The organism is Acinetobacter sp. GW821-FHT01E09, assembly GCF_059422385.1.
Window position 1 is genome coordinate 659,849 of sequence record NZ_JBWKWU010000001.1, and the last position, 13,991, is coordinate 673,839.

Sequence of the window (13,991 nt, forward strand, 5' to 3'; positions counted from 1 at the left end):
ATATCCTAGTTCTTGGAGTTACATACAATAGGCAGTTGCTTCAATTTCAATGAGCATTCCTTGTAAAGCAAGACACGGGACAGGAATCAGTGTACACGCAGGGAAAGGTTGATCTTTCCAAAGTTGTTGCATTTCCTGAATTAAAAACTGATGTTTTTTGGTACTGTGATCGACCACAAGCACTCTTAAAACAGCAATATCCAATAATGATGCATCAGCCGCTTGTAGGGCATGTTGCAGATTGACAAAAGCTTGATGAACTTGTTGTGCAAAATCTTGGGATAATTGTCCTTGTTGGTTTTCACCACCTTGTCCAGATATATGCAAAATACGCAAATAATGGCGTACTTCAGCCACATGACTATACGCAAATGCTGTTGGATTATAAAGTGTATTTGGGTTAATCATTTGGAACGATTTGATCTGCGCGGATTCTGATCTGGAATTCATGGATGACTCTTTTGATTGACTGGAAATTTCCGTCAGTATCAAAGCTCAAGTTAACTTAAGGTCAAGTGAAAAAGCCAAGAAAAAACCGAAGCAACTGATCGTATTTATCAATGAACAATCAAGGGCTGTTAAACAAGAAAACCGTCATATAGAAAAGTAATCAGAAGAGGGGGCATGCAAGTAAAGTATTGCTCAGGATTAAAAGTATATAGTTTGTTTATCTTTGCTTTGATGTTCTTAGTAAATCCCAGTAAGCACTGACTAGGATTTCGTAGAGGCCTATCTTAAGCAAGTTATTGGCTATTTTTATATTCAATGAGCTGAAATAGCCCTGTACTTAAATAACTCATTCATTAAATAACCTAGCCGTTAAATAATGAGTTGTGAATCTACAATCTTGCCTGTTTTTCCTAACCAAAATGGACGGTTGACTTCACCATGACCAAACCAGTCACATTGGTAAAGTGGGATGTGTAGTGGATCGAGATGTTCTTTCACAATCTCAACAATACTTTGCAAGACATTTTTTTGTGGGCATTGATAAAAATCACCCAAGACCAAAGCCTTTAAGTTTGAAGTATCGATACTTTGTAGGAGCTGAGTCAATGAACGTTCAATTCGATAATAGGGTTCGCCTACATCTTCAATCAGTAAAACACTCGGGTGATTCAGTTTTAAGGCAGACGGTGTGCCTTGTAAAGTACACAGTACAGTAAGATTTCCGCCTAAGATTTTAACATCTTCAATGTGCTGATCTTGAGCAAAACCATTTGCGCTAGATAAGGCATAATGACCGTGTTGGTTTATATCCGCGGATAACAGGCTGATGGTTTTCAAAGCATCATACGACAGAGGACTATTGTCTAAATTTTTAACGGCAATTTCCTGAAATACAGGCGCATGTAAAGATTGTCCATGATGCATCGCGATATAGTTTAATAACACGGTGGTATCTGAATAGCCAATAATGGGTTTATTCAAAATCCACTCACCTAAAAATGGCAATAACATTGCAGCGCCAGTACCACCACGACCACACCAAATTGCATCAATGTCTGGATCTAAACATGCCTGTTTTAAATCTTGAATACGTTGTTCAACTGTACCTGCCAAATAGCGATGTTGTGAAAATACATGCTCACCTAAACTGACTGTATGACCTAACTGTTCCAAATGCGACTGTGCCAACTGGATATTTTCAACATCTACACAGGCACTCGGCGATACAATTTTAAAATGCATATTCCTTCCAAGCTTCTGCACAATTTAGTGTGCAAGTTTCTTTTTAGACAAAGTAATCATCATGACACCGATGATATTCAGTAAACAACCAAACCATTGTATCGCATTCATATGCTCACCGAGCAAAGCCACAGCCAAAATAATGGTTAGGATCGGGCCAATCGAACCAATCATAGCTGCTTGTGCAGCACCTAAACGAGAAATACTTTGCGCGACCAAAATCGTCGGTAAAACCGTCACCAATAAGCCTAAGGCGATACCATACCAAATGACTTGTATCGGAAGTTGAGTAAGCAGTTGAATCGGCTGGGGTGCTGCAATGATAAAATGGGTTAGCGTACCAAAACATGCAATGCTTAATGCCAAACCAGTGTAATTCCATGAACCAAATTTTTGAATTAAACGTGGGGTCATGAGTAAGTACGTCGCAAAACAGACCGCACTGGCAAAGACTAAACTCACGCCTAGCCAGAAATTTCCTTCATGCGGTACTGTGCTTTGCTCTTGTAGCATCACAATCACTGTACCACCATAGCTTAATGCAATCGCTAGTATGGTTCTAAAGTTGAGTTTTTGCTTATAAATAAAGCTTGTGGCAATCACTGTCAGTGTTGGATAGAGAAATAAAATAATACGTTCTAATGAAGCACTGATATACATCAGACCAGCGAAGTCGAGCCAACTTGAAAGGTAATAGCCCATCAAACCTGCAGCAACCAATAAGGCCCAGTCTTTTCCTGTCATATTTTTATTATGATGGCGATTGAACCAACACAGTAAAAGGAAAAAAGGCAGGGCACTTGCCATTCGCAATGCCATAAGCACGGTGCTGTCAACCAATGGCGATAATGCGTAAGCCTGTTTAATAAAAATAGCTTTGGTACTAAATAAGAAAGCCGCACCAAGTGCGAAAATCGAACCGAGTTGGGTACTGGATAAAGAAAGTTTCATGAATTTGACTGCATTGACGATGTCGCTATACGACATGTAAATTTGAACAAGCAGTATAAATGTTGTTTTCAATCAGTGGAAATACAAAAAAAGAATGAATTGACGCAATAAAAGGAATATAAAACACACTTGCTTACTTCTTTTTGTGTGGATTTAACTATCATTTAAATAGATTGAAATAAAAATTGTATAAAAATCAACCTTAAAATCCTTGTTTATAAACTGCTCAAATTCAATATGCTATTTTTTGCACAAAAAAGGTGCAACATCGTAATGGCTGGTTCAAGTTGTTCGAGTATTATTAACTGACAAAATGGCAAATAAAAAAAAACTAAAAATTTTTGTAATTGCTTTAGACTCAGTTCTGCGGTAATTCTAATGGTTATTCCAAGTACTTTTTTTTATTAATGAAATTAAAAAATGTAATAAAAACCGACTTACATTTTTGACGGAAAAAATGATAGAAAAGGCCAATATAAGCTAATAAAAAAACCATGTAATTTGTCAGAAAGGTCAATAGGGATGATGGTTTTTATGCTAAATCTATTGTTTTATGGAGTATTTAAACAGCAAGTCAAAATGCTTAAAAGTGAATCATACTGCTGTAAATGCCAATCAGTAGGGTAGAGAGAGCAGCTTAAAACATGGATGTGTGATTAAAAAATAACCGTTTTTAAAAATTGGAGACAGGATATGTCAAAAAAACTGGGCAGGATAATGCGAGAAAAATACAATAAATTGAATATAGGGTATATCGCACAATTATATTTATGAATCATCAGTTCAAAATATGGGTATTTATTAAATAAATATTGGGTGGTATTTTAAAAAAGTTCAATTAGAATCCAAAAATTCATAACAACGCATCTGGGGGAAACATCGGGTTATTTACGATGTTTACTTGAAGAAAAATTAGCTTGAGGAACGCTCATGCAGATTGGAATCCCAAAAGAATCTGTCGTCGGTGAAAACCGCGTAGCCGCTACGCCAGAGACAGTAAAAAAGTTGATTAGTGCTGGTCATAGTATTGTCATTGAACGAGGCGCTGGTAAAAAAGCGGCTTATATTGACAGTGCTTATGAACAAGTCGGCGCTAAAATTACAGATGATGCCTATACAGGTAGTCAAATTATTTTGAAAGTTCGTGCACCACAAGGTGAGGAAATTCAAAAGCTTGCCGCTAGAACAGCTGTGGTAGCAATGTTTGACCCATACCGTAATACTGAACTTGACCAATTTGCGTCACAACAAGTGTCTGCATTTGCGTTAGAGCTTTTGCCACGAACACTGTCTCGTGCGCAAAATATGGATGTATTGTCTTCTCAAGCCAACCTTGCAGGTTATAAGTCGGTGTTATTGGCCGCTGCGGAATATCAACGTATGTTCCCAATGCTGATGACTGCTGCAGGTACTGTGAAACCCGCTCGTATCGTGATTATGGGTGTGGGTGTCGCAGGTCTTCAAGCCATTGCAACTGCAAAACGCTTAGGCGCAGTTGTTGAAGCAACAGATTTACGTCCAACTGCACGTGACCAAGTCGAATCACTTGGTGGTAAGTGGTTAGATGTACCGATGTCTGATGAAGAAAAACAAAAAGCTGCCGATGCCGCTAAAAATGGTTATGGCTGGATGCCAGGCGAGCAATATATTCAAGACCAAGCCATCATCGTAGATAAAGCAGTGTCAAATGCAGACATCGTGATTACTACTGCGTTGTTGCCAGGTCGTGATGCACCTCGCTTAATCAAAGCTGAAACTGTTGCCAAAATGAAACCAGGTTCAATCATCCTAGATATGGCGGTTGAATCAGGCGGCAACGTTGAAGGTTCTAAGAACGGTGAAAATGTTGTCACTGACAATGGCGTGACGATTTTAGGTATTCCAAATATTCCTTCTACAGTATCGACAGAAGCTTCGGCACTGTATGCACGTAATGTTTTCAATTTCGTAGAAACTTTGTTTGATCAAGAGAAAAACTTTGCCATCAATCAACAAGACGAAATTCAAAAAGCACTTCTAGTAACTCATGGCGGTCAAGTACTGCTGAAGCGTGGTTAAGGAGAGTCATCATGGTTGAAACTATTACTATTTTCGTCTTAGCCATCTTTGTTGGTTACTACGTGGTTTGGGGTGTCACACCTGCATTGCATACGCCGTTAATGGCAGTAACCAATGCATTGTCCTCAATTATCGTTGTGGGTGCGATGATACAAACAGTTGGAATTCCTGGTGTTGTAGATGCAAGTGTACAATTCCAGTCCGTGAATGTTGTTAGTGTACTTGGTGCAATTGCAGTGTTCTTGGCAAGTATTAACATTTTTGGTGGCTTCGCAGTGACTGCACGTATGCTTGAAATGTTTAAGCCAAAACAAAAGAAAAAAGAGGGCTAATCTATGGAATTTATTCGAGAATATGCGGATTGGTTCTACCTTGTAGGTGCTGTCCTTTTCATCTTAACCTTACGTGGTCTTTCAGGTCCTAAAACTGCGATTGCTGGTAACCGTTACGGTATGATTGCCATGGCGATTGCGGTAATCACCACATTCTTTGTCGCAGATCATCCTGTTGTATGGATGATTGGTGGTGCAATGGTGTTGGGTGCAATTGTCGGTATTGCACGTGCACGTACAGTTCCAATGACACAAATGCCAGAAACAGTGGCATTGATGCATTCACTTGTCGGTTTGGCTGCGGTACTGATTGCAATTGCTGCAATTTTACATAATAACCAACTGACTGTTTTGTTTGCGCAAAACGAATCTGCTTTAACCGCTGCTGGTGTACAGCATGCGCATATGAGTAAAGTTCATTTATTTGAATTATTCGTCGGTTGCTTCGTTGGTGCGATTACCTTTACTGCATCTGTATTTGCTTATGGTAAGTTAGCTGCAAAGAAATGGGCAAAAACCATTTCAGGTGCTTGGGTTAAACCCGTTCAAGCGATCATTTTTCTGGCTATGCTGGCGTGTGGTGTGTACTTCTTTACCACAGGCAATATGCAAGCATTCTGGGCAATGACTGCATTGGCATTGGCATTTGGTTGGGTTTGGATTGCACCAGTCGGTGGCGGTGATATGCCAGTTGTGGTTTCACTACTGAACTCATTCTCTGGTTGGGCTGCGGCAGGTATTGGTTTCACACTTGAAAACAACATGTTGATTGTTGCTGGTTCACTGGTGGGTTCATCAGGTGCGATTCTGTCTTACATCATGTGTAAAGCAATGAACCGTTCAATCATCAATGTATTGTTTGGTGGTGCGATGGGTGGTACGGCTGTAGCATCGGTTGATAAAGGTGAGCAAGTTCAACGTAATTACCGTTCTGGTTCTGCGGATGATGCGGGCTTCTTGATGTCGAATGCGGACAGCGTTGTGATTGTACCGGGTTATGGTATGGCGCAAGGTCGTGCACAAAACGCAGTGAAAGAATTGTGTGAAATCTTAAAAGAGCAAGGTGTAACGGTTCGTTTTGCAATCCATCCAGTTGCAGGTCGTATGCCTGGTCATATGAATGTATTGTTGGCGGAAGCTGATGTTGCATATGAAGACATCTTGGAAATGGACGAGATCAACTCTGATTTCCCAGCGACTGATGTTGTATTGGTGATTGGTGCGAATGACGTGGTTAACCCAGCGGCTAAAGATGATCCAAGCTCACCAATTTATGGCATGCCGATTCTTGAAGCACATAAAGCACGTACCATTATGGTAATCAAGCGCTCTATGGCAACAGGTTATGCAGGTTTAGATAATGACTTATTCTACAATGACAAAACCATGATGATCTTTGGTGATGCCAAGAAAGTTGTTGAAGAGATGACAAAAGCAATCAATGGTGGTGGGCACTAAGCCGCTATCGGATTAAATCCACCCCCAACCCTCCTTTGATAAAGGAGGGAGCCTAACCGCCTTCGGGCGGTTTTTTATTTAAGCAATTTTAATGCTATGATTTTGATAAAATTGACTGAATAAAAAATGATGAATCAACCATTTAAAATAATCTGTAACAGCTTAGGCATCTATCTGGCATTTTCCTTATCTATAACGCATGCACAAGTTTTTGAAATTCAAGATGGCTCGAAACACTATGATGCCGTAATTGATATTGCATGTGAAAAAGATGAATGTGGGGCTAAGGCCGAAGTAAAGCTATTTAAAAAGGGCAGTAAAGCGGTATTTCAAGCATTTCACTCTGATGAATTGACCATGTATTTGGATGAAAAGTTTAAACCGAGTGTTAATGTTATACAGCTTTATGGCGAACAAAGTCCTTTGATTTTTGATGATTTTAACTTCGATGGAACAGAAGACCTCGCGATTAGAAACGGCAATTATGGTTCTTATGGCGGTCCTGTGTATGACATTTATGTATTTAATCAAAGCAAGAATAAATTTGTTTTAAGTCAGGAACTGTCTGTACTCACTCAAGAAAATTTAGGTATGTTTGAGCTAGACAAAAAGCGTAAACGCATCATCACCTTTAATAAAAGTGGCTGTTGCTACCATATTCGTTCTGAGTATCAAGTTGTACCTAGAAAAGGTTTATTGCTGGTTCGAGAGTTTATTGAGGATGCAACCTCACCACAAGGTGATCAAGTTGAAGTCACAGATCGCAATCTGGTCAATGGAAGATGGAAGGAAAAGACCAAGTATTATCCAACTGCAAAATATTATGCTCAGTAGTCACAATTTACCTCGTATCGCTATTCTGTATTGATATCGCTATATGATGTAAATCGACAGATGCTGAATTGTGGGATAGCGTAAGGTTTTATGAATAGAACAACTTCTTTGCGTTGTGATGTTAGATTTTAAGCATAAAAAAGCCCATCCAAAGATGAGCTTTTTCAATTAAAACTGAAACTTAATGAGGAATATGCTCTTCATCTTCAAATTCAGGTTTAACTTGTACGATAAAGTCTTGACGGTTAAGACCACGCCACAATGCAAATGCAGTACCGATATAGATTGAAGAATACGTACCTACAAATACACCAATAAACATGGCAACTGAGAACCAGTGTAAGCCATCACCACCCAAGAACATCATTGCAAGTACAACCAGCAATAATGTCATCGAGGTATGAATGGTACGTTTTAAGGTTTCAGTTAAGGCAATATTCACAATTTCTAACGGTGTCGCGCCACGAATCTTACGGAAGTTTTCACGGATACGATCCGATACAACAATGTTATCGTTTAACGAGAAGCCGATTAAGGCAAGAATAGCCGCTAAAACAGTAAGGTCAAATGGCCATTCCATCATTGCAAAAATACCAATCGTTACGATCACATCGTGCAGTAATGAAAGCACTGCACCAACTGCAAGTTTAAACTCGAAACGAATGGTCACGTAGATCAGCATAAGTAGCATTGCAAGCGCTACAGCACCTGCAGAGCGTAAATATAGCTCATTACCGACTTGACCACCGACAGAGTCAACCTTATGAACAACAGCAGTGTTATTTGGCAGTTGAACCGCTTTGGTGATGGTATTGCTTAAGTCTTCAACTTTAAGGTCTTGCGCAGGCATACGTACAATTAAGTCTTTGTTTGAACCTAATGTTTGTACAACTGCATCTTTAAAGCCGGCTTTATCCAAATTCGAAATCACGTCTGCTGGTTTTGCTGCATATTGATAGTTCAATTCTGCAGAAACACCACCAGTAAAATCTAAACCAAGATTTAAGCCTTTGGTTGCAATAAAGAAGATACTTGCAATGGTCAAAAGGATTGAGATGATTGCCGCTGGTTTGGCAATCTTCATGAAATTAATTACATGCTCATCATCTGGGCGACCATATTTCTTTTTCGGTTGAGTCACATCAGTCATCTTCGATCTCCTATATGCTCAACTTATTCAAGTTACGCTTTCTGCCATATACCAATTGGACAATTGCACGTGTTACTGTAATTGCAGTAAACATTGAGCAAATAATACCAATCATCAGCGTTACAGCGAAGCCTTTGATCGGACCTGTACCAATAGCAAACAGAATAAATGCAACCAAGAATGTGGTTAAGTTTGAGTCGAGAATGGTGTTATAGGCTCGATCATAACCGGCAATAATGGCCTGTTTGGGCGAGGCCCCCCAGCGCATTTCTTCTCGTATTCGCTCACAGATCAGTACGTTGGCATCGACCGCCATACCAATGGTGATTACGATACCTGCAATACCTGGTAAGGTCAGTGAAGCCCCGATCCAAGACATGATGGTGAGAAGCATTGCTAAGTTAATCACTAATGCTACATCCGCAATTAAACCAAATAGACGGAAGAACACGATCATCCAGATTGCAACAAGCAGGAAGCCAACTTGCGTTGATAATACGCCTTTGTCGATGTTCTCTTGCCCCAAACTTGGACCAACAACTCGTTCTTCTACAAAGTACATTGGTGCAGCTAAAGCACCAGCACGTAACATCAATGCAAGTTCAGCCGCTTCTTGAGGAGAATCTAAACCAGTAATACGGAAAGATGAACCTAAAACCGCTTGAATATTTGCAGCATTGATTACCACAGATTCAGTATATGGGGTACGAACTTCTGTCATTGCACCTGTAACTGGATCAGCAACAGAGGTGATTTTTTGTTTATTTTCAATAAACAAAACCGCCATACGTTTGCCAACAGCAGTACGGGTTGCGTCTGACATCAACTTACCACCAGCAGTATCTAAAGTAATATTTACTTCAGCGCCACCACTATCTTGGCTAAAACCACTTGATGCATTTTGTACACGTTCACCCGTAAGGATACGGCTGCGATTTAATAACAGTTCACGACCACTGTCCAAAGATTCGTAAGCAAAAACTTCAGTACCTGGCGGTAAAGGTTGACCATTATATTTACCTGTGAAACGGTCAATATATTGATCATTTAAATCAGACACTAAACGGAATTCAAGGTTTGCAGTACGCCCCAAGACACGTTTAGCTTCGGCAGTATCTTGTACACCAGGCAATTCAACCACAATACGGTTGCTACCTTGGCTTTGTACCAATGCTTCAGCCACACCTAACTCATTAATACGGTTACGTAAAGTGGTTAAGTTTTGGTTAAGTGCATAAGATTGAATATCTTGCTTGGTCGCATCGTTATAAGTCAACTTAAGCGTAGAACCTGTATCCGTTGCTAAAGCTTGTTGATTGAACTTATTCCCATCACGACGTAAAAAGTCCATTACCGCTGCACGGTCATCATTATTTGCAAACTGAATCGTAATGGTATTGTTGTTCAATGAAAGACTATTAAATTTAATCTTATTGTCACGGAACTCACGACGTAAGTCTGTTGCTGAGGTTTCCATACGTTGTGCAATAGCTTTGTCCATATCTACTTCAAGTAAGAAATGAACACCACCACGTAAGTCCAAACCAAGCTTCATTGGCTTAGCGCCAATTTTTTGCAACCACTCAGGTGTGGTTGGTGCAAGGTTTAATGCAACGGTATAGTTCTCACCCAAACCTTTGCTGAGGACATCTTTTGCTTTTAACTGTGCTTCAGACGTATTTAAACGCAGAAGGGCAGCATTGTTGGTGAAGGTATTATCATGACTGCTAATATTTTCACTTTTTAAAATTTGCTCTGCTTTTTGTATGACAGACTGATCAATTGTGGTACCAGCCTTGGCACCAGAAATTTGAACAGCAGGTTCGTCAGGATACAAACTCGGCAGCGCATATAATGTACTGATCACTAGTACCACTAGAATCAATATATATTTCCATGCAGGGTAACGCATTCGCTTTCTTCTTAAAATGAAAAAGTCGTGCTAAGTGCACGACCGTTTTATGATTAAAGGTTATTTAATGTGCCTTCAGGGAGTACTGAAATAACACTTGCACGTTGAACTTTGACTTCATTTCCTTTGCTTAATTCAACCACTGCAAAGTCGCCATCAATTTTTAGGATACGACCCATTAAGCCGCCTGCAAAGACAATTTCACTGCCAACACCTAAGCTTTCGATTAAGGTACGGTGTTCTTTTGCACGTTTTGCTTGAGGACGCCAGATGAGAAAATAAAAGATTGCAACAAATACTACAATCATCAATATGTTTGCCATCATGCCTGGGCCTTGTGCAGGCGCTGCTGCAGCGTGAGCAGAAGAAATAAATAAGCTCATTCTAATTTCCTAATGTTAAAAATTATCTGCCATTTTCATGGCTTTTAAATTGACTTGTTCAGCAATTTACCTTGTCTTGGGTTTCAGCGCAAATACTGTTGAATTAATCTTCAATTCAACTTTATATTGGGGCATTAGTCAGCAGGACAAGGAGGAACTTCTAAACCGCGACGTTGATAGAAATCAGTCACGTATTCATCAAAAGTTCCCTGATCTAAAGCATCACGAATATCTTGGGTAAAACGTTGGTAATAACGTAAATTATGGATCGTGCCCAACATTGAACCGAGCATTTCACCGCATTTTTCTAAATGGAATAAATAAGCACGGGTGAAGTTGGTACAGGTATAACAGTCGCAATGTGGATCCAGTGGACTTTGATCATGACGATATTGGCTGTTACGAATCCGAACCAAACCATCGGTAACAAAATAATGACCATTACGTGCATTTCGAGTTGGCATGACACAGTCGAACATATCGACACCGCGACGAATTGCTTCAACGATATCTTCTGGTTTACCCACACCCATCAAATAACGTGGTTTATCTTCTGGCATTTTTGCAGGCAGATAATCCAAAACTTTGATCATTTCTTCTTTTGGTTCACCGACAGATAAACCACCAATCGCAAAGCCATCAAAATCAATTTCTTTAAGACCGTTTAAAGACTCTTCACGAAGGTCTTCATACATGCCGCCTTGAATGATTCCAAACAATGCGTTTCTATTTTTTAAAACATCGTGATGTTGTGTTTTACAACGCTTCGCCCAACGTAATGACAATTGAAGCGATTTCTGTGCTTCTTCATGGGTCGCTGGATATGGCGTACATTCATCAAAAATCATCACAATATCTGAGTTCAATGTATGTTGAATATCCATTGAAATTTCAGGAGATAAAAAGACTTTTGAACCATCAATAGGTGAGCGGAAAGTAACCCCTTCCTCTTTGATTTTACGCATAGCACCCAGACTGAAGACTTGGAAGCCGCCTGAATCAGTAAGAATCGGTTTGCCCCATTTCATAAACTCATGCAAACCGCCGTGTTCACGGATAACATCTAGTCCAGGACGTAAATAAAGATGGAAGGTATTGCCTAAAATAATTTGTGCTTTGATGTCTTCGATATCGCGTGGCAACATGCCTTTAACTGTGCCGTAAGTTCCCACAGGCATAAACACAGGTGTTTCAATCACACCATGTTCTAAAGTTAAACGACCACGACGAGCACGCCCCGACTGACCTAATTTTTCAAACTTCATAAATAACCTAAATCTGGCGAAAAAACAGTTCGCTGATTGATAATTGCAAAAGGGGGCTATTTTCCCTGATTTTATGGTCGAATACCAGTCATGTTGTTTTTCATAATGTTAAATTTAAAATTATTGATTTAGCGCCTTGAACATCAATAGGTTGATAGGAGAATCATTTTTTTATCGTTGAATAATTATTGTTTGAATATCAAGGTATTATTTTTATGCAGCTCAAAAGCGAATAGTGGTTCGCTTTTGAGCTTAGATTTGGACAAGATAGAAAATTAGTCTTTTGCCTTACGACCGATAATGATCAAGGCGATAACTCCCAGAATCATGATGAATATTCCATAATGATTCCAAAAATTACGTTGCATTTTATTTTCTTGGTATTCAGGGTTTTTACTTAAGGTTGAAATGACATCATCAGGTAATTCATAAAACGTATCTGGTTCTGCATCAGTCATACCGACCAAGGTGCAGTCCCATGTTTTGACATCTGCCCATAAGATTCCAAAGTGACTACATTTATAGCCTGCGCTTAAACTTTTAAGATCTTCATATTGACTTAACAGCTCTTGTGGAAATGGGCCAACCTTAAACATTTCATCGCCTGTATTGAAAACTAACAGGCCTTTCGCTTGAGCAGGGGCTTGCCAAAGAAAACACAGACATAACATCATGAATAATTTTTTTAACATTTGATTTACTCCAATCTTTAGATTGTCTTTTTATTAAGTTGATCATTTTAAGTTGATCGTTTTGTTCTAAAAATAGTCATTTTTTAGCGGTCTGAAAATATCAGAAAATGATCAAAATGTCATTTTTTATATTGAAAATAAACAGGATTATGACTGAATTTTTTATTCAAATTTCCACATGGTGATTTATGCAATATGTTCCGAGTCAAATATACTCAATCGCCATAATCAATTCCTGATCATGGCTTTAAAGCTGATCCAAAAAAATTGTTGAATTTATCAAACTGATTTAGCACTTGTTCAACCTTGGCAATCCGTTGTTCTAAACTTCCTGTTAAAGCGAGGTATGGAATCCGACGTTGTTTGAGATCCGCAATAATTTGCTGATGAAAAATAGCTCTTTTTTGTGGGCCGCTACGATCCCAAGTGTCGTCATAAGCAATATCATCTTCACACAAGAAAAATAAGTCATAGCGCTGTGCATTTTCGAGTGCAAGTTGTTTGAGGTGCTCAGGTAATCGTCCATGATAATCCATACAAAACATCGCTGTGGTTATCGCGTTGGTATCTACAAATAAATAACGGTTTGCATCTAAAGTGACCTGATCTTCATAGGCGATATGACGATCTGCAATAATATTGAAATCTTCAAAACCGATACGACGATCAACTTGGTGAGTTTCCCAATATTCACGCCCATATTCTGGGGCAAAAGTTGTTGCATACTTTTTCGCAAGCGCTTCAACCAGAGTCGACTTGCCTGTAGACATTGCACCGACAAAGACGACTTTGCTAATCAAATCCGCATAGACACAGTTGGGAATAAATTTTCGATTTTGAAAGGCATTTGCTCGAATCATTGTAGCGGAGATCGGCACCTGTAAACGTGACTCATCCACTCTACGATCAATTGCATTGAGTGCTGTGCTGACATGCTCACCATAAAATTCACTACTATAAAAATGCGAAATTTTCACACCATTGAGCTTTTGAATGATGTAATTTTCTTGTTCTATTTCAAACGCCCGATCATTGGAATAACCCTCAGGCCCATCCCATGCTTCAATTACATGAATTTGAGGAAATAAATCACGGATCCATTGGGCGCGAATGTTTAAGGGGATGCTTGTAATTGAACTTTGATAGATCAATACATACAGCTCATCCACCTCTTGTAATGCTGTTTCAAATACATGCACATGACCTGCATGTAAGGGCGCATATTTACCGAGTGTGAGTCCGATTTTTTTCATAGTTTTTAAAT

The 13,991-nt window shown here is 39.4% G+C and carries 13 protein-coding genes; 4 read left to right on the forward strand and 9 right to left on the reverse strand.

The annotated features are described in order from the left end of the window. Positions 1 to 18: 18 nt before the first annotated feature. The 3 genes from AC07U8_RS03135 to AC07U8_RS03145 all read right to left on the reverse strand — a co-directional run bounded on the left by AC07U8_RS03135 (position 19) and on the right by AC07U8_RS03145 (position 2,643). Positions 19 to 450 carry a RidA family protein gene (locus tag AC07U8_RS03135; protein WP_004723174.1) on the reverse strand — a complete coding sequence of 144 codons (432 nt, stop codon included), beginning with the start codon at positions 448 to 450 and terminating at the stop codon, positions 19 to 21. Between the two features lie 369 nt (positions 451 to 819). Further along, positions 820 to 1,692, reverse strand: coding sequence for a S66 peptidase family protein (locus AC07U8_RS03140; RefSeq protein ID WP_494737299.1), 873 nt, complete (start codon positions 1,690 to 1,692; stop codon positions 820 to 822). A gap of 24 nt (positions 1,693 to 1,716) precedes the next feature. Then, on the reverse strand, positions 1,717 to 2,643 hold the full coding sequence (locus AC07U8_RS03145) for a DMT family transporter (protein ID WP_171497838.1): 927 nt from the start codon (positions 2,641 to 2,643) through the stop codon (positions 1,717 to 1,719). Positions 2,644 to 3,573: 930 nt separating this feature from the next. Between AC07U8_RS03145 and AC07U8_RS03150 the strand changes: the two genes are divergently transcribed. The 4 genes from AC07U8_RS03150 (at position 3,574) to AC07U8_RS03165 (ending at position 7,325) form a co-directional block, all read left to right on the forward strand. Next, complete coding sequence (locus tag AC07U8_RS03150) at positions 3,574 to 4,701, forward strand: Re/Si-specific NAD(P)(+) transhydrogenase subunit alpha (protein ID WP_494737300.1); 1,128 nt, start codon at positions 3,574 to 3,576, stop codon at positions 4,699 to 4,701. Between the two features lie 11 nt (positions 4,702 to 4,712). Next, positions 4,713 to 5,033: a proton-translocating transhydrogenase family protein gene (locus tag AC07U8_RS03155; protein WP_004723166.1), complete on the forward strand. Its 321-nt coding sequence runs from the start codon at positions 4,713 to 4,715 to the stop codon at positions 5,031 to 5,033. 3 nt (positions 5,034 to 5,036) lie between these two features. After that, positions 5,037 to 6,491, forward strand: coding sequence for an NAD(P)(+) transhydrogenase (Re/Si-specific) subunit beta (locus tag AC07U8_RS03160; protein ID WP_494737301.1), 1,455 nt, complete (start codon positions 5,037 to 5,039; stop codon positions 6,489 to 6,491). A 126-nt stretch (positions 6,492 to 6,617) separates the two neighbouring features. Then, entirely contained in the window at positions 6,618 to 7,325 is a 708-nt protein-coding gene (locus AC07U8_RS03165; RefSeq protein ID WP_419314238.1) for an XAC2610-related protein, read from the forward strand. 181 nt (positions 7,326 to 7,506) lie between these two features. Here the strand turns inward: AC07U8_RS03165 and secF are convergent, their stop codons facing one another. From secF to AC07U8_RS03195, 6 genes are all read right to left on the reverse strand, one after another. Next, the gene (gene secF, locus AC07U8_RS03170; protein ID WP_494737302.1) at positions 7,507 to 8,475 is read right to left on the reverse strand and encodes a protein translocase subunit SecF; all 969 of its coding nucleotides are present in this window, start codon (positions 8,473 to 8,475) and stop codon (positions 7,507 to 7,509) included. 10 nt (positions 8,476 to 8,485) lie between these two features. Beyond that, a complete protein-coding gene (gene secD, locus AC07U8_RS03175) occupies positions 8,486 to 10,387 on the reverse strand; it encodes a protein translocase subunit SecD (protein WP_004723158.1) in 1,902 nt (633 codons plus the stop codon). Positions 10,388 to 10,440: 53 nt separating this feature from the next. Further along, complete coding sequence (gene yajC, locus AC07U8_RS03180; protein ID WP_004723156.1) at positions 10,441 to 10,770, reverse strand: preprotein translocase subunit YajC; 330 nt, start codon at positions 10,768 to 10,770, stop codon at positions 10,441 to 10,443. 134 nt (positions 10,771 to 10,904) lie between these two features. After that, entirely contained in the window at positions 10,905 to 12,035 is a 1,131-nt protein-coding gene (gene tgt, locus AC07U8_RS03185) for a tRNA guanosine(34) transglycosylase Tgt (RefSeq protein WP_004723155.1), read from the reverse strand. A 275-nt stretch (positions 12,036 to 12,310) separates the two neighbouring features. Further along, on the reverse strand, positions 12,311 to 12,727 hold the full coding sequence (locus tag AC07U8_RS03190) for a hypothetical protein (protein WP_004819026.1): 417 nt from the start codon (positions 12,725 to 12,727) through the stop codon (positions 12,311 to 12,313). A 239-nt stretch (positions 12,728 to 12,966) separates the two neighbouring features. After that, on the reverse strand, positions 12,967 to 13,980 hold the full coding sequence (locus tag AC07U8_RS03195) for an AAA family ATPase (protein ID WP_270382561.1): 1,014 nt from the start codon (positions 13,978 to 13,980) through the stop codon (positions 12,967 to 12,969). Between the last annotated feature and the right edge of the window lie 11 nt (positions 13,981 to 13,991).